Source organism: Bdellovibrio sp. HCB-110 (assembly GCF_047323225.1).
Lineage (GTDB): Bacteria > Bdellovibrionota > Bdellovibrionia > Bdellovibrionales > Bdellovibrionaceae > Bdellovibrio.
Map to the genome: position 1 here is coordinate 2,976,823 of NZ_CP178750.1, position 15,768 is coordinate 2,992,590.

General features: G+C 44.5%; 15 protein-coding genes. 7 read left to right on the forward strand and 8 right to left on the reverse strand.

Going from position 1 to position 15,768, the window contains the following annotated elements:
- The first annotated feature begins 40 nt into the window (after nucleotides 1–40).
- From ACL934_RS14145 to ACL934_RS14155, 3 genes are all read left to right on the forward strand, one after another.
- Complete coding sequence (locus tag ACL934_RS14145) at nucleotides 41–394, forward strand: hypothetical protein (RefSeq protein ID WP_374074469.1); 354 nt, start codon at nucleotides 41–43, stop codon at nucleotides 392–394.
- A 69-nt stretch (nucleotides 395–463) separates the two neighbouring features.
- Nucleotides 464–1,744 carry a hypothetical protein gene (locus ACL934_RS14150; protein ID WP_374074471.1) on the forward strand — a complete coding sequence of 427 codons (1,281 nt, stop codon included), beginning with the start codon at nucleotides 464–466 and terminating at the stop codon, nucleotides 1,742–1,744.
- A gap of 177 nt (nucleotides 1,745–1,921) precedes the next feature.
- A complete protein-coding gene (locus ACL934_RS14155) occupies nucleotides 1,922–2,425 on the forward strand; it encodes a fascin domain-containing protein (protein WP_374074473.1) in 504 nt (167 codons plus the stop codon).
- A 46-nt stretch (nucleotides 2,426–2,471) separates the two neighbouring features.
- Here the strand turns inward: ACL934_RS14155 and ACL934_RS14160 are convergent, their stop codons facing one another.
- The 4 genes from ACL934_RS14160 to dkgB all read right to left on the reverse strand — a co-directional run bounded on the left by ACL934_RS14160 (nucleotide 2,472) and on the right by dkgB (nucleotide 6,445).
- Entirely contained in the window at nucleotides 2,472–2,645 is a 174-nt protein-coding gene (locus tag ACL934_RS14160) for a hypothetical protein (protein WP_374074474.1), read from the reverse strand.
- A 72-nt stretch (nucleotides 2,646–2,717) separates the two neighbouring features.
- Entirely contained in the window at nucleotides 2,718–4,382 is a 1,665-nt protein-coding gene (locus tag ACL934_RS14165; RefSeq protein ID WP_413612506.1) for a glycoside hydrolase family 13 protein, read from the reverse strand.
- Between the two features lie 49 nt (nucleotides 4,383–4,431).
- Nucleotides 4,432–5,640: an MFS transporter gene (locus ACL934_RS14170; protein WP_374074479.1), complete on the reverse strand. Its 1,209-nt coding sequence runs from the start codon at nucleotides 5,638–5,640 to the stop codon at nucleotides 4,432–4,434.
- A gap of 1 nt (nucleotide 5,641) precedes the next feature.
- Complete coding sequence (gene dkgB, locus ACL934_RS14175; protein WP_374074481.1) at nucleotides 5,642–6,445, reverse strand: 2,5-didehydrogluconate reductase DkgB; 804 nt, start codon at nucleotides 6,443–6,445, stop codon at nucleotides 5,642–5,644.
- A gap of 109 nt (nucleotides 6,446–6,554) precedes the next feature.
- Here dkgB and ACL934_RS14180 point away from each other — a divergent pair, with 109 nt between their 5' ends.
- Both ACL934_RS14180 and ACL934_RS14185 read left to right on the forward strand, forming a co-directional pair.
- Entirely contained in the window at nucleotides 6,555–7,448 is an 894-nt protein-coding gene (locus tag ACL934_RS14180; protein WP_374074483.1) for a LysR substrate-binding domain-containing protein, read from the forward strand.
- A gap of 120 nt (nucleotides 7,449–7,568) precedes the next feature.
- Complete coding sequence (locus tag ACL934_RS14185; RefSeq protein ID WP_374074485.1) at nucleotides 7,569–8,669, forward strand: hypothetical protein; 1,101 nt, start codon at nucleotides 7,569–7,571, stop codon at nucleotides 8,667–8,669.
- Nucleotides 8,670–8,918: 249 nt separating this feature from the next.
- Here the strand turns inward: ACL934_RS14185 and ACL934_RS14190 are convergent, their stop codons facing one another.
- Nucleotides 8,919–10,643, reverse strand: a complete 1,725-nt coding sequence (locus tag ACL934_RS14190; protein WP_374074487.1) for a DEAD/DEAH box helicase family protein — start codon at nucleotides 10,641–10,643, stop codon at nucleotides 8,919–8,921.
- Between the two features lie 103 nt (nucleotides 10,644–10,746).
- On the opposite strand from ACL934_RS14190, the gene ACL934_RS14195 reads away from it, so the two are divergent.
- On the forward strand, nucleotides 10,747–11,478 hold the full coding sequence (locus ACL934_RS14195; RefSeq protein WP_374074489.1) for a hypothetical protein: 732 nt from the start codon (nucleotides 10,747–10,749) through the stop codon (nucleotides 11,476–11,478).
- Here the strand turns inward: ACL934_RS14195 and ACL934_RS14200 are convergent.
- A complete protein-coding gene (locus ACL934_RS14200) occupies nucleotides 11,475–11,825 on the reverse strand; it encodes a 4a-hydroxytetrahydrobiopterin dehydratase (protein WP_374074491.1) in 351 nt (116 codons plus the stop codon). The genes ACL934_RS14195 and ACL934_RS14200 overlap by 4 nt on opposite strands.
- Nucleotides 11,826–11,842: 17 nt before the next feature.
- Nucleotides 11,843–12,307, reverse strand: a complete 465-nt coding sequence (locus ACL934_RS14205; RefSeq protein ID WP_374074493.1) for an Hsp20/alpha crystallin family protein — start codon at nucleotides 12,305–12,307, stop codon at nucleotides 11,843–11,845.
- A gap of 172 nt (nucleotides 12,308–12,479) precedes the next feature.
- On the opposite strand from ACL934_RS14205, the gene ACL934_RS14210 reads away from it, so the two are divergent.
- Nucleotides 12,480–15,062, forward strand: coding sequence for an erythromycin esterase family protein (locus tag ACL934_RS14210; protein WP_374074495.1), 2,583 nt, complete (start codon nucleotides 12,480–12,482; stop codon nucleotides 15,060–15,062).
- Between the two features lie 12 nt (nucleotides 15,063–15,074).
- On the opposite strand, the gene ACL934_RS14215 is transcribed toward ACL934_RS14210, so the two are convergent.
- Entirely contained in the window at nucleotides 15,075–15,761 is a 687-nt protein-coding gene (locus ACL934_RS14215; protein WP_374074497.1) for a hypothetical protein, read from the reverse strand.
- Nucleotides 15,762–15,768: the final 7 nt, after the last annotated feature.

Consider the following 15,768-nt stretch of genomic DNA (forward strand, 5'->3'; position numbering starts at 1 on the left):
CCTAGGCTGCTCTTATCAATTAAATGAGAGGAGCCCCTGCATGAACTATTTTTTTCTTAAGATTTTTCATTTATCGAGCATCGTAGTCCTGTTTCTCAGCTTTGGAATGATTTTAGTGAACTTCAGTGCTCGAACTCGTAAGATCGCTTACGCTTTGCACGGAGTTTCTTGGCTGTGCGTTCTGGTTAGCGCCGTGGGCCTCGTTAATATTCTTGGCATGCATGCAAACTTTCCGCTTTGGGCCAATATCAAGTTCTACATTTGGATCGCTTTGATTCCACTTCTTTTAGTGATGAGAAAAAAACCGCAATGGGTCTCTGTCACCGGCACTCTGCTTGTCACCCTTGCGATCGTGGCTATTTGGCTGGCTGTTGCCAAACCAAGTTTCTCGTAAAACATTTATGCAAACTTACAGATAACTTTTTCTCCGAAGGTTTTGCTAACCTAACCTCGGAGAAAAATTATGCAAATTCTGGCGTTTATTTTTGCCATCATTACAATTACATTGTCTCAGGAAGTCTTTGCCCAAGAAATGCACGATCACAACCATAAGGCTATGGAACATTCGAGTGTTCCATCCTTATTTTGCAACCCTGATGAGAGTCTCGATCTTCTTACTGGAATGTGCTTCAGGCTCGCAAATCAAGAACAAACATCTGAACACTTTATTATTCATGGAAATCTTTTTTTAGTCGGCATCACGCAAGAAGGTCCCCGAGGAGAGGATCGCTTTGCCGCTCCAAACATGTTGATGTTCGATTATCAAAAAAGCTCTCAATCTCGCCACACTTTAAATTTTAATTTAATGCTAACATTTGAAAAATGGACGTATCCCAAAGAGGGATATCCTGAGCTCCTTCAAATCGGAGAAAAAAATGAAGATGGTGAACCCTATATTGATGCTCAACATCCTCATTCATCACCCATTATGGGACTCACTATCAGCGATACCTATCGTTGGAATGACAGCTCAAAGAATCATGCAAAATTTTTCTTTGCTCCGCGCGGTCAAACAACAGAAGGTCCCATTGCATTCATGCATCGAAATACGGGAATGGTAAATCCTGATGCTCCCTTAGGACATCACATCGGCCAAGATGTGGGTCATATCTCCAGCACTGTTTTGGGTTCTGCTTTATATTTAGGAAAGATTTCGTTTGAAATCTCTGCTTTTCACGGCGCAGAACCAGAACCTGATACGGTGGAACTTCGCCTTGGTCCCTTAGACTCTGCTGCGACAAGAGTGGGCTATCAATTGAGTGAAAAAATGTTAGGCCTGATTTCATTCGCGTACATCAATGAACCAGAACATGATGAGACACAGATTAAATTTTATCGACGATATTCCGCATCCTTCTATAACGAATGGGCTGTGTCTGAATCATGGAAAGCCTTCAATACACTTATTTATGGGCGTATAGAAAATTACAATCTTATTCCTAATTTAAGTTCCATCACAGAGGAATTTGCATTCAATAAAAAGCCCATGACATTTTGGGGAAGAATAGAGGTCTTACAACGAGCGCCTATTCAGTTGTTTGTCGCTTCCGAGAATCCGGACCGTCCCGAGTGGCTTACCGCGACCACTCTGGGATACACTCACCATATCGCCTCTTCGAAGAACCTGAATTTTCAGGTCGGTCTTTCAGTATCTAAATATTTTATTCCGATTACTTTTACTGATGAGTATGAAACTGATCCATGGGCTGGCAAAGTATTTATTCAGGTCAACGGAATGAAGTGAAACTCAGTTTAAGCGCGTGCGCGTCCCCGACAATCGTCAACCTCTCACCAAAGATCCAATGTCGAATGATTTGATTTTGACACTATCCTAACAGCTTCTGCCTTCGAGTATTGAATGTGATCCTCCGTTGGTATGTCATAAAGACATGGGGATCTTTAAAGACCCAAGGAGACTCCAATGAAAAAGATTTTTATTTTATCTATCTTATTCGGAATGCTCGGCGTGGGATCATCAGCACTGGCCTGCAATGGGCCGATCACCTGCGCAATTAAAACCTATAACGGTCACTACCTAACTGCCGTCGGCGGCGGAGGGCGAATCACCGACGTTATTCATACCGACGCCACCAAAATCGGAGGGTGGGAGAAATTCACGTTGATTGATTCCTGCGATGGCGGCTCGATCATTAACTACGGGCTTAAAACTGTGAAGGGCTATTACTTGACGGCCGTAGGTGGTGGCGGACGGATCACAGATGTCATTCACTCTGACGCAACCCAATTGCAAGCTTGGGAGAAATTCAAATTTATTTCTCTTGGTTATGATAAGTACGCGATTCAAACAATCAGCGGAAATTATGTGACTGCGGTGGGTGGAGGCGGACGTATTACTGACACCATTCACACCGATGCGACACAAATCAGAGAATGGGAAACATTTACGGCAGAATGTGGCCCGTAAAATACAAAAAAGTAGGTCTCACTTTATCGGGAGACCTACTTTTCCATTAACGTCTATTAGGATTATTCTTTTTATCACTCATGTGTTCAATTTTATCGCCTAAATCGTGAATGACTTTTCCGGTTTTGGGAGCCTTGTCAGAAATCTTGCGACCTACTTTTTCAATTTTATCGCCAAGCTTGTGTGACACACTTTCTTTATCGCTTTTTGGGGACGCCATAAATCCTCCTGTATCTCCATGATAAGTCTGATTCTTTGGTGGCCCAATTATTAAAGCCATGTCCTTTGCCAGCTATTTCACTCTGTAAATACGACTTTCATAGGGCCGCAGTTCAAAGTGATTTAGATCAGGATGTTTAGGCACATCATAATTTGCGAGCAACAGATTCTGAGACTGCACCAAGGGACCTGCATACTTCGCATTTTTACCCGTGAGATTGCAGATCACCAACATCTGCGCCCCATTCAGTGTTCTTGTATAGGCATACACTTGGGGATCTTCAGCCATCACAAGATCATAACTACCATAGACAAATTCAGAATGATCGCGGCGAATTTGAATCAAAGAACGATAGAAATTGAAAATGGATTTAGAGTCATTAAGCTGACTTTGCACGTTGATTTCTTTGAAGTTCGGATTGATCTTCAACCAAGGCTTGCCAGTGCTAAACCCTGCACTTGGTCCCGCACTCCACTGCATAGGCGTTCGCGCGTTGTCGCGAGAACCATTTGCCAACTCCGCTGTGATTTCGGCGTCACTGGCTCCTTGTTTTCTGCGAATCGCAAAATGATTCTTAGCAGAAACATCGTTAAAATCCTCAGGTCCGTTAAATACAGTATTCGTCATACCGATTTCTTGGCCTTGATAGATAAACGGAGTTCCTTGCATCATGAAGTACATCGCCGCAATGGACGTCGCACTTTCACGCCAATAGTTTTTGCTGTCTCCCCATTTTGAAATAATACGAGGCACGTCGTGGTTTTCTACGAAGAGAGCGTTCCACCCTTTGTTCTCTAACTGTTTTTGCCAACGTCCGAAAACTTCTTTGACCTTCAAAACGTCGATGCGCTTTTCAGGATTTGCATCCCACAATCCCACGTGCTCAAACTGAATCAGCATATTGAATTTCTTTTGCTCTTCACCAACCCATTCTGTTGCATTTTCAGCAGAGACTCCGTTGGCTTCCCCTGTTGTCATAATGTCGTAGTGAACGAAAGTATTTTTGCAAAGATCCGTGATGTATTCCTGAATACCCGGTACATTCATGTGTTTGTCGTAAGAAGGAACGTATTCCAAACCTTGAGGATTGGGCATATCCGCCAGACCCGGTTCTTTTTTCGTGTGGCTGATCGCATCAATGCGGAAACCATCAATCCCTTTATCCAACCACCAACGGATCATTTTATAGACCTCTTGGCGCATCTCTAAATTTTCCCAATTTAAATCCGGTTGTCGCGCCGAGAACACGTGCATGAAATACTGATCCGTTTTTTCATCGTATTTCCACGCCGAACCGCCAAAAATACTTTCCCAGTTGTTGGGCTCTTTGCCGTTCTTACCATCGCGCCAGATGTACCAGTCTCTTTTAGGATTGTTTTTGGAAGAGCGCGACTCAATAAACCACGGATGCTCGTCGCTCGTGTGATTGATAACAAGATCAATCAAGAGTTTCATACCACGCTTATGAACTTCGGACAAAAGAGTCTCGAAGTCTTGCATGGTTCCAAACTCGAAATGAATATCTTGATAGTCACTGATGTCGTAACCGTTGTCGTCTTGAGGCGACTTGTACATCGGACACATCCAAATCACGTCGATGCCAAGCTGTTTAAGGTAATCAAGTTTCGAGGTCAACCCGGGCAAGTCACCTACGCCATCGCCATTGGAGTCCATAAAACTGCGTGGGTAAACTTGATAAACAACAGATTCTTTCCACCATTTTTTTTGGGGCCCCATGATCACTCCTCAGTGCAGAGTTGCAAGATAACAAGGCCCCGCTTTTGCGTCAATGCATCGGAATATGACTGATACCGGAAATAGACTGCGCGCCCACAGGATCACGACGATCCAAGTAGCCTGCTAAAGTCGTCAATCCGACGGCCCCCAAAACAATCAAACTTCCCACCCAAGGTGTGGTCATCAAATCAAATCGCTCCACCAACAATCCACCAGCCCACGCACCAAATGCAATACCCAAGTTGAAAGAGGCAATGTTTAAACCCGAAGCCACATCCACAGCCTCTGGTGCAAAACGTTCCGCTTGGCGCACAACATAAATTTGCAAACCAGGAACGTTTCCGAAAGCGACAGCTCCCCAGAGCAAAATTGTCACTAAAGAGGCGATGCTTGAGCTTGCCGTGAAAGTAAAAACAAACAACACCAAAGCCAGTCCTAAGAAGATCATCTGCAAGGCCTTGATCGGTCCAAGTCTATCTGCAAGCTTTCCACCCCAGATATTTCCGAAAGCGACAGACACCCCGTACACCAGAAGAACAAGTCCGACGGCGCTTTCTGAATACCCCGTGATTTTTTGCAGAATCGGAGCAAGGAATGTGAAGGCAATAAAGGAACCTCCATACCCCAAGGCCGTCATTGCATATACCAAAAGCAGTCGCGGTTGTTTTAAAACTTTCACTTGCGCCCTAAGTTTGGCAGGCGCCGCTTGCGCGATATTCTTAGGAATGAGGAACAAACTTCCAAAGAACGCGATCGCCCCCAGAAGAGACACCGCCAAGAACGTAGCCCTCCAGCCAAAATGTTGACCTATGAAAGTTCCAAGTGGCACACCTGTGACAAGGGCGACGGTCAATCCTGTGAACATAATGGCAATAGCACTCGCAGCCTTTTCTTTGGCAACAAGACTTGCCGCAATTGTCGAACCAATTGAGAAGAAAACTCCGTGAGCAAGGCCCGTCAAAATTCGAGCGACCGTCAAAGCTCCATAACTTGGTGACAACCACGCAAGAATATTTCCGACAGTGAACAACGCCATCAGCCCCACCAGAAGGTTCTTTCGCGAAAATCTGCTGGTGAGAGCTGTCAAAACCGGAGCACCGACGGCGACACCCAGAGCATAAAGACTGACCAGCAATCCCGCTGAAGGAAGACTGACTTGTAAATCATTCGAAATTGTCGGCAACAGGCCGACGATCACGAACTCCGTTGTGCCAATTGCAAAGGCACTGATTGTTAATGCAAATAATGCTAAAGGCATTTTACACATCCCACTCGGGAGCGAACCCTGGATTTGCCAGTCTTTCTCCATTATTCAAAGCCGCTATGGCCGCCATATCCTCTTTAGAAAGAAAGCGACGAGGTGTTTTGAGATTCTTTTGTAAATTTTCTTTTTTCGTCGAAGAAGGAATGACCGCCAACTCTTGCTCCAACAACCACGACAGTGCCACATCAGCCGCAGACACTTTATGCTTTTCAGCTAGAGAGAGCAGCGTTGGCTCCTTCATCACTTTGCCATAGGCCAAAGGCATATAAGCCGTGATGTGGACGCCTTGTGACTTACAAAATTCTATCAATTTTCGATTTTGCAAAAATGGATGAACTTCGACCTGATTCGTGAAGATATTTTTTGCTCCGACAATTTCAAGGGCTCTTTTAGTTTCGCTCATGGGAAAGTTGGAAATTCCAATTTCTCTTGTAAGACCTAATTCTTTGGCTTTCATCAATTCTTGAAGAGTTTCTTCCAAAGGCACTTCTTTGTTGGGTGAAGGCCAGTGAATCAAAGTCAAATCGACATAAGATGTTTGAAGTTTACGAAGACTTTCATGCAGACTTGGAAGAAGTTTTTCTTTCTCCAGACTGTCCGTCCAAATTTTCGTCGTAATAAAAATATTCTCCCGCGGCACATCACTTTGTTGCAGGGCCTTTCCTATCTCGGCTTCGTTATCATAAATTTGCGCCGTATCAATGTGACGATAACCAAGTTCCAAACCTTGCTTCACAGAATTAAAAGCGTCCTCCCCTTTTAAGCGGAAAGTTCCCAGTCCAATATCTGGCATTTTCATAGAGTGCTCCTTTGCTATTAAAACCTCGCTTCATGAATAGCAATTTAGCACCAAGACTCTTGCTAATTTAGATATGAAATGGCAATTTATATTTGACTGGGAGTCAATAATGAAAACCACTCTTGATGAGCTTCAAACCTTTGTTTCTATTGTGGATTCTGGATCTATTACGACCGCTGCGGAAATCCTTGAACAGACCACTTCGGGGGTCAGTCGGACCCTTTCGCGTCTGGAGCAAAAGCTCGGCTGCACGTTGCTGCGCCGAACGACTCGACGCTTGGATCTGACTCAAGAAGGAGAAATCTTTTTAAAACATGCCCGTGAAATTCTACAGTCCTTTGATTTGGCGGAAGAGTCCGTCCAACAAAAAAACATTGCTCCTTCAGGAACTTTGAAGGTGGATTCCGCGTCTCCCTTTATTCTTCACGCGATCACACCGTTTATTAAAGAGTTCAATGATCTTTATCCCGGCATCCATATCGAACTTCATAGCAGTGAACGAATCATTGATCTTTTAGAAAGACGCATCGATGTGGCTATTCGCATTGGCAAATTGGATGATTCGACTTTACATGCGACAAGCCTTGGTGAAAGTCGTCTGCGTATTTATGCAAGCCCAGAGTACCTTAAAGAACATGGAACGCCGAGGTCCGTCGAAGAACTTGCTCATCACCGACTCTTGGGTTTCACGGCCCCCCGCGAACTCAATATCTGGCCACTGAAAACAGTGAATAGCAGTTCATATACAATCAAACCCCACACCAGTGCTTCCAGTGGTGAAACGATTCTGCACTTGTTGCGTGAAGGCGTGGGCATTGCCTGTCTTTCGGATTTCATGTCAAAGCAAGACCGCGAGGAAGGTCGCATCGTACAAATCTTAAAAGCCCAAACCGCAGATTCGCGACAAGAGATTCATGCTGTTTATTATAAGAACACCCAGGTTTCACAGAGAATGACCTTGTTTGTTCAATTTCTTAAGAGAAAGATGAAGGAAATTCTATAACCAAATCTCGTTTCAATTTGAGACTTGAAATTACCAATCGCTGTCGGAAAGAAGCTCGTATAAACAAGAAATCCCTCTTGCCGTTCACTCAGGTTACCGATCTATTTCTTGGGGGGATTTTTGAAACAGCTATTTACTTTAATAATGTCATTGCTGATTTCAACGAGTGCATCTGCGGCTTCTGCTGCAAGTGCCGCGGAACCTTTTACGCCCGATGAAACGGTTCCCACAGGACTCGAGAGCGTTCCAAAAAATCTCACCGCTGTGATACGAACAATCACAGCCATGTCCGGCAATTTGAACATACCAGAACTGGGACTTCTGCAAAATGGACTGCAAATGTATGTGTCGAATCGTGAGGCCTGCCTGCAAGATCAGGCTCGGGCCGCCACATTTTGCCGCGAAGAAACCAGTCCCGATTTACAGAAAACCTTGGCGGGATTAAATCTGGTACTCGCTGGAGTCAACAGTATCGCCGTCAATGACTCTTGCAAATCTTTTTCCAAAGCCATGACGATTGCTCAAGTAGGAATCACGGCCTACACTGCAACGTGTGGACTTCTTCGTAAGAAGTGCAATATGTCCTGCGCTGCTGCTGCAAATGGAATGAAACAAATTCTTAAAGGTCTTATGTCCAATGGAGCCACCTGCAAACCTCCTGTATTTTCACCAGAAATATGCACGGCCAAACTGAGTATGCTCGATCTAGAAAAAAAAGCGGCCTACCATCAAGTAACACTAGAAGCGAGCCTTTCTGACAAAAAATCTCTTCATTCAAAAGAAAGACTTTGCCAACACACGTATGGTCTTTTGTTGGCCTCATCCGGAGTTTCACTTCTGTCGGTGGCGAAATCACTTAAAGAAGGTAAAAACTGCGATGAACAAAGTCATAGCGAGGGCTCAGGCGGTTCTGTTGCAAGTGCAGCGCCTGTTGCGGCGGTTGCAGCCACCACCACACCACCCGCCCCTTTACCGGAAACACCTAAAGAAGTGGAGCGTGCTCCTACGTCTACAACAGAAGGTGTCTTTGAAAAAAGAATTGAGATCAATAAAGAACCTGTCGTGAACTCAGAATTGCGTGAATATTTACCTGGCGGCAGGAAGGCCGTGGTCGCTGGCAATTCAAGTACAACCTATCCAGAGATCACCGGCCCTGGGGGAAAATCCAACTTCGAGAAAATGCACATTCGCTTTCGCGAACTTCGATTGGATGCGGATTAATTATCTACGCCCTATTCTCCATTCGGAACTCTTGGTCTTATCGCTTTCAGGTTCAGACTCTTCTTCTCTTCGTGGACTGACATGATCCATCTGCTTATTGCGACTGCGGCGATGCTGGTCCTTTAAGTCCCCATCAAATCTTTTGCTCGTCTGACTAAAACCCTTGTTTCTGTTATGACCCATAGGAACCTCCTCTTGCCGCAGAATACCAAGATTTCTCAGAACAAGAAATGCGACCTAGGACCGAACCTATTCAAAGATCTTTTCCCGAATACTCCAAAAATGTTTTTGCTTTCTCGCAATGACAAACATGGGCATGCGGAACTTTTTCTGAACCAATAAAACATCGTCCGCATTGCGCACAAAGATTTTCTGTTCTGGAAGACGATTGTGCATGCGAATGAAGTTAAAATAAAAAGCACGACAATCCTCTTGAGAGTTCAGATAAAAATATTCCTTGAGCACTTGTGCATCGGCATCGAAATAATGAACTTCCAAACGAGCACTGCCTTTTTTATCTTGGCTCTTGTGAAAAGTCATAGTTTCGACACGCATCACATGGGCGTCTTTAAGGAGCATGGCCTCTTTTAACTTTTTGTCATTATCAACCAGGACATTTCCACAAGAGGCACATCCCCTGGCTGCGATATCATTTTCTGAACCGCATTGCTCGCACCTCTTGAAGCGAAAACGAAAACCACAAGGCGACAGTTCCTGAGTCAAAGGATCTTCAAAAGCTCCTTTGCATTTTCGCCCGTAGTGCTCAATCAATTCTCCGTCAGGATCAACCAATCCCCAAAAATTATTTGTAACACCACATTCAGGACAAATGACATCAACCTTGACTGCCTTGTTGGAGGGTTTGTCTTCGTCAATTTCTGGAGAATAAAGATCATGACCTTGTCCTGTATAATCCAAAATCAGACAATCCATTTTGCCAGGGCTTAAGCGCAATCCCCGGCCTACGATCTGTTGGTATAAACTGACGGATTCCGTCGGTCGGAGAATAGCGATCACATCGACATGAGGAGCATCAAAGCCTGTCGTCAAAACCGAGACATTCACCAAAAACTTTAGTTTTTGCTGTTTGAAGGCTTCGATAATTTCATCGCGCTCTTGATCAGGAGTGTCGCCGACAACGAGAGCCGCAATATAGGGAGGCAGGTTCTGCATGATCTCAATGGCATGATTAATAGAACTGGTAAAAATCATCACACCTTTGCGGTCTTTCGCCATATCGACAATATTTTTAATAATCAAAGGGGTGATTCGCTTTTGATCTTTCAGCAGTTCCTCAACTTGCGCCATGACGTAGCGTCCCTGCTGCAGTTTTAAACTGGAGAAATCATAACAAGCCACAGGCGAATCAATTTTTACCGGAGGAGTGAGAAACTGATTTTTAATCAAATGACGAATGGAAAGTTCATAAATGCATTTTTTAAAGAAACGATCTTCTGTTGTTTGCTGCAATTTCTTCCGCACATGGTACTGATAAATCCACCCGAGCCCAAGACGGTAAGGCGTTGCCGTCAAACCTAAAATACAAAGCGTTGGATTCAATTTTTGCAATTTCGAAATGACTTGCAAGTACTGAGTATCGCCGTCCACCGAAACGCGGTGACATTCGTCAATAACCAACAAAGAGAAGTTTTCAAAAAATTCATCTGGCGCTCTCGCAATGGACTGGATGCTGCCAAAAATAACTTTTTGATCCATTTCTTTGCGGTTCAAACCCGCCGAATAAATCCCCGCGTCTAAACCAAACGAAATATATTTTGCATGATTTTGTTCCACCAACTCACGCACATGGGCCATGACAAGAACTCGCCCCTTAGCCAAACGGGCGAGTTCAGCAATAACCAAACTTTTCCCAGCTCCTGTCGGCAAGACAACTACAGCCGGAGACTTTTCTCGACGGAAATGTTGGAGTGTCGCTTGAACAGCTTCTTGTTGATAGGGGCGCAGTTGATACATTTTCACACATTACAAAAAATCGCGAAAACTTCCTAGGTCTAAAACAACTTTATTTTTGTCCCTTGTTGCCGAAAGGTCTTAAAAGCGTCTACTATGAATACAAATGAAAATTCTGCTCTATCTTGTTTTATTCTTCGGAGCTTCCTCTGCTTTGGCTCAAACCACCCTCACTGTCGGCGTTCCTTTTGGAATCACGCGCAATCAGGCTATCCTGCAGTACTATCAGTTTCTATCGGATGTTTTGAAAGAGGCCGGTTTTAAAACAGAGCTTAAGAAAATATCCGGAGTTCTTCCCTACGAAGCCCTCGTTCGCGGTGAAGTCGACAGCATCGCCTATGATGATCTTGCCTTGACCACAGATAGAGAAAAAGTCATCACCATTTCTTTCCCTATTTCTTTTGTCGATGTTCACGTCTTTTATCTGGCAGAGAATAAAAAGTTTAACGAGAAGAATTTAAAAAAGTACCGGGGTGCTCTTGTTCTGAACAACTCGATGATTGAAAAAGAAGCAAAAGCCCGACGTCTAAAATATGTCACCACGATCAACCCTTACCACAATGCCCAGCTCTTAATAGATAAAAAAGTGGACTACTTTTTATCCATTGAAGAGGTCGGCAAAAGTGCCCTCGTCTCCACTCCAAATGGCACCAAAAAAGTGAAAATGAGTGAGAGTATTTTTGCAACATTCCCTCTTTATTTCTCCATGCAGAAAAAATACAAAAAGGATCTGTCGCGTATCGAAGCCGCATTTAAAAGACGACTTGAAGGCGACCTGAGCGCTTACCCGCTGGTAAAAAAAGTGTTAAATAAAAAACCTGAGTTTCCAGAAAACTAATTCTTTGGGGATGACAAGAGCGCGTCGATTTTAGCGGCACAGATAAAATCATTCTCAGAAATCCCTCCCCGTCCACCGTTGACGGAGTGAGTGTCGAACTGAACGATGCATTTATTGTACATCACCGTGAGTTCTGGATGATGATCTTCGGCATGAACGATGAAGGCTATGGCATTCACGAAAGCCATTGTTTCATAGTAGTTTTTAAAAGAGTAACTTTTGGTGATCTTATTATCTTGAAGTGACCAGCCATCAAAAAGAGAAAGATACTCCTTTATTTCAGGGGCACTGAGACCCGTGTCCATGGGATGACTTTTTTTACTTAAAAGTTCCTTTGCTGTCAGCACGGGTCCTCCTGGGTGATTTAGTGAACAGATATCTGCTTCGTTTTGCTGGAACCTTCCGCTTTCGGAATAGAAACCCGAAGAACTCCGTCTTCAAAGCGCGCATCCACTTTGCTTTCGTCGATCGGTTGCGGCAAATTGAAACTTCTTACGTAAGAGCCATAAGAAATTTCAGAAAGATGACGGCGTTTGGATTTTTCTTCTTTCTCTTCTTTTCTGTCCGCCCGGATCGTCAACCGGTCGCCGTCGACTTCGACCTTTACATTTTCTTTTTTTACTCCTGGCAAATCCACTTTCAAAAGATAATTGCGCTCTTCTTCCGTGATTTCACAGGAAGGAGAAAAATCAAAGCCCATGGTTCCTTCTTCGCCTCGGGCACCCAGCAATTCGTTCATAAGTCGATCCATTCGTTCTTGATAACGAGAAAACTCTCGAAAGGGACTGGCAAAGCGTCCCGATCTCCAAGAGTCTGGTAAATTAGCCATAAAGCCTCCTTTAATATTTGAAAAAATATTATCGCAGTTAGGACTGCTTAGTGACGTTACTTATTTTTAAAGTGCCCGAGCACAAACTTTTCTGAATTTTTGTCTGAGGTCATGTTGCAAGACCCATTATCAGGAATACTATAAATATCATTTATAAAATATCGGAGTCACTATGGAACGCTTCGCAAATCGCCAGGAAGCCGGACGACTTCTCGGTGAAAAATTAATTTCGTTTAAAGATCAAAATCCCGTTGTACTAGCCATTCCCCGAGGCGGCGTGCCTCTGGCCTTTGAAGTGGCAAAAATTCTTAAGTGCCCACTGGATCTTTTAATGGTCAAAAAGATCGGAGCTCCTCGCCAACCTGAACTCGCCGTAGGAGCTGTGAGCGAAGATGCCAAACCCATCTTCAATGAGTCTTTGGTTCAAGCCTTAAGCCTGAAACGCACTTACTTGAATCAAACTGCAAAGGAAAAAATTTCCGAGATTCAAGAGCAGCTTAAAAAGTTTCGAGGCTCAAAAAAAACAGAGCCAATTAAAGGAAAAACGGTGATTCTTATCGACGACGGCATTGCGACGGGTTCCACTTTGATGGCTGCCATCCAATTTTTGCGTCAAAAAGAGCCCAAGAAAATAATCGTGGCAGCTCCCGTCGGTGCCCAAGAAACGATCGACAAAATACAAAGAGTGGCCGATCAGGTCGTCTGTCTTTCGACACCAGAAAAGTTTATGGCTGTCGGCCTTTGGTATGAAGACTTCACACAAGTTTCTGATGAAGAAGTTGTGCGGCTGATTGGTGAGTCTCGCTTTCTCAAAGACGAAGCACAAACCGAAATTACTATTCAGGATGGAAGCGTGAAAGTATTCGGGGATCTCACCCATGTTGAAAAATCCAAAGGTCTGATTATTTTTGCTCACGGTAGTGGAAGCAGCCGCAAAAGCTCCCGCAATCAGTTTGTGGCTAAAGAGCTTAATAAAATAGGTTTTAGCACGCTGCTGTTTGATCTTTTAAGTGAAAAAGAGTCCTTGGATCGCAGCAATGTTTTTGATCTGAACCTCTTAGCGAAAAGACTTTTACTGGCCACCGACGCCGGGCTTGCAGAAATCAATAATCCAACTCTTCCTCTGGGATATTTCGGAGCCAGCACCGGAGCTGGAGCCGCCTTGGTTGCCGCAGCTCAATCAAAAAAGAAAATATCTGCCGTGGTTAGCCGAGGCGGCCGACCTGATTTGGCTGATAAATATTTGGAACAAGTTTCTTCTCCGACTCTTTTAATCGTCGGACAAAACGACATCCCTGTGATCGCCATGAATAAAAGTGCCGCCGACAAAATCAAAAACTCTCGCTTAGTGATCGTCCCCGGGGCCACTCATCTTTTTGAGGAACCGGGAACACTTGAAGAGGTTGTCGAGTATGCTGCGGGATGGTTCACACAGTATTTGCAAAATAAAAAAAATCCCACGCGCCCTCAGGAGAAAGTTGTCACGGAGTTGGAAAAAAAATCCCACGCGATTCGCGACGCTCAGAGCTGGGATGAATTGATTGAAAACGTTGCTTCATCAAAAGTCGTGATGCTTGGAGAAGCAACCCATGGCACGGAGGAATTTTATAGCATCCGTCGAAATATTTCGGAACGCTTAATTCGTGATCATGGATTTAAATTTATCGCCGTCGAAGGGGACTGGCCGGACTGCCAAAAGTTGAATGACTATATTCACTTTGACAAAGGTGAAAGTGCAAAGCACATTATGAGAGAGTTTCATCGTTGGCCGACATGGATGTGGGCTAATGATGAGACCGCTCTACTCATTGAGTGGATGAAAAGTTATCGCGCCAGTTTTTATGGCTTGGACGTCTATTCTCTTTTTGAGTCCCTTGATTACGTGATTGAGTTTACAAAAAATCTCGATCCCGAACTCGCCAAATCAGTCAAATCTCAGTATGCTTGCTTCGATCCATTTGATCGCGATGAAAAAGCCTATGCCCGTTATCTTGTGCAGTTTCCTGAAGGATGTCGAAAAGATGTGGTCGCAAATTTACGCAAGTTATTGCGCTTGCGCGTAGACGACATCTCGGGCAAGGCTCCTGATCTGTTTAGCGCTCAACAAAACGCGCGCATCGTCGCCCATGCCGAGAATTATTATCGTTCTATGCTCTTTGGCGGTCCGGACTCTTGGAACGTCCGCGATCAACACATGATCGACACACTGGATATGCTCCTTAAACAAGAAGGTCCCGAGAGTAAATGCATTGTGTGGGCTCACAACAGTCATATTGGCGATTATCATGCGACAGATATGCTCGAGGAAGGTTACGTGAACTTAGGTGGTCTCGCGCGAGAGCGTTTTGGCATCAATCAAGTTTCTTTAGTCGGTTTTGGAACCTTTGAAGGACAAGTTCTCGCGGGTCCCGCCTGGGAAGGCCGAGAGACCATTATGGATTTACCTCCGGCCAGAGAATCTTCTTTTGAATACTTCTGCCACAAAGTCGCTGAGGATTTAGAGACAAAAAGATTTTATACGCTCTTTGATTCAGAAGCCCGCCAAGGAAGTCTTGGTCATCGCGGCTATGGACACAGAGCCGTTGGCGTGGTGTACAGTCCTCTTTATGATTTCCGAGGTCGAAATTATGTGGAGACCATTCCGGCAAAACGTTATGACGCCTTTGTCTTTGTCGACAAAACCACAGCGCTAAAATCCATCCCTACTCACAAAAGGAAATCGGACATGCCCGAAACCTGGCCAGGAGGAGTTTAGCGCTGAGATATTTTAGTTACAGCTTCGACCCCATGTATTCGCAGTCTTATCGCCGACACCGATGTGCAATGATGCACTTCCATAGTGGCCAATCGCTCTGAGGCGTTTTTTACTGCGCATTTTGCATAGCTCACGGAAGGCACGATCTGCTTCGCTATTGCTTGCAAATCTCACGTCAATGGAAGTTCCATAGGGATGTCTTCCGGCAGCGCCACCGACATTTTTATTGTAAGGCTCGGGTCTCCACCAATTGTAGATCTGACTGACCTTCAAGCCTTTGGCTGTCAGATCTTGCAGAATTTTTACGCCCTCAATGGGGTACTTCCAAGTTTTTTCGTCTGGATGAACAAGGTTGTGGGCTTGAGACGAACCATAAGTGCAACGGAACGTATTCACACTGCGCGGGTTCGGGCGAACAAGTTGATCACACCAAAAAGAATTATTGGTCTCCCTCGCACATTTTTGCAAAAACTCGTCTTTCTTACTAAGACCCAAGTTGACTTGGCTTTTCTGCGAACTCGAGGCTTTTACACATCCTAGACTTTGGATTTCTTCATTGATCGAAGCATCGTTGTGAATATGATCTGCAATATCGTGACTATCCTCATCTGTGAAATCATTGGCTCCTCCTCCCTGACAAGCAACAGTTCCCATTGCTAGAGCGAAGATCAGCGCTAATGCATTGAATTTAAACTTCATTCGAACT

Coding starts and splice junctions, on each gene's coding strand:
- ACL934_RS14210 (WP_374074495.1), top strand. CDS start 12,480: ATGGAACGCTTCGCAAATCGCCAGGAAGCCGGACGACTTCTCGGTGAA.
- ACL934_RS14190 (WP_374074487.1), bottom strand. CDS start 10,643: ATGTATCAACTGCGCCCCTATCAACAAGAAGCTGTTCAAGCGACACTC.
- ACL934_RS14155 (WP_374074473.1), top strand. CDS start 1,922: ATGAAAAAGATTTTTATTTTATCTATCTTATTCGGAATGCTCGGCGTG.
- ACL934_RS14165 (WP_413612506.1), bottom strand. CDS start 4,382: ATGGGGCCCCAAAAAAAATGGTGGAAAGAATCTGTTGTTTATCAAGTT.
- dkgB (WP_374074481.1), bottom strand. CDS start 6,445: ATGAAAATGCCAGATATTGGACTGGGAACTTTCCGCTTAAAAGGGGAG.
- ACL934_RS14150 (WP_374074471.1), top strand. CDS start 464: ATGCAAATTCTGGCGTTTATTTTTGCCATCATTACAATTACATTGTCT.
- ACL934_RS14170 (WP_374074479.1), bottom strand. CDS start 5,640: ATGCCTTTAGCATTATTTGCATTAACAATCAGTGCCTTTGCAATTGGC.
- ACL934_RS14195 (WP_374074489.1), top strand. CDS start 10,747: ATGAAAATTCTGCTCTATCTTGTTTTATTCTTCGGAGCTTCCTCTGCT.
- ACL934_RS14205 (WP_374074493.1), bottom strand. CDS start 12,307: ATGGCTAATTTACCAGACTCTTGGAGATCGGGACGCTTTGCCAGTCCC.
- ACL934_RS14180 (WP_374074483.1), top strand. CDS start 6,555: ATGAAAACCACTCTTGATGAGCTTCAAACCTTTGTTTCTATTGTGGAT.
- ACL934_RS14160 (WP_374074474.1), bottom strand. CDS start 2,645: ATGGCGTCCCCAAAAAGCGATAAAGAAAGTGTGTCACACAAGCTTGGC.
- ACL934_RS14145 (WP_374074469.1), top strand. CDS start 41: ATGAACTATTTTTTTCTTAAGATTTTTCATTTATCGAGCATCGTAGTC.
- ACL934_RS14215 (WP_374074497.1), bottom strand. CDS start 15,761: ATGAAGTTTAAATTCAATGCATTAGCGCTGATCTTCGCTCTAGCAATG.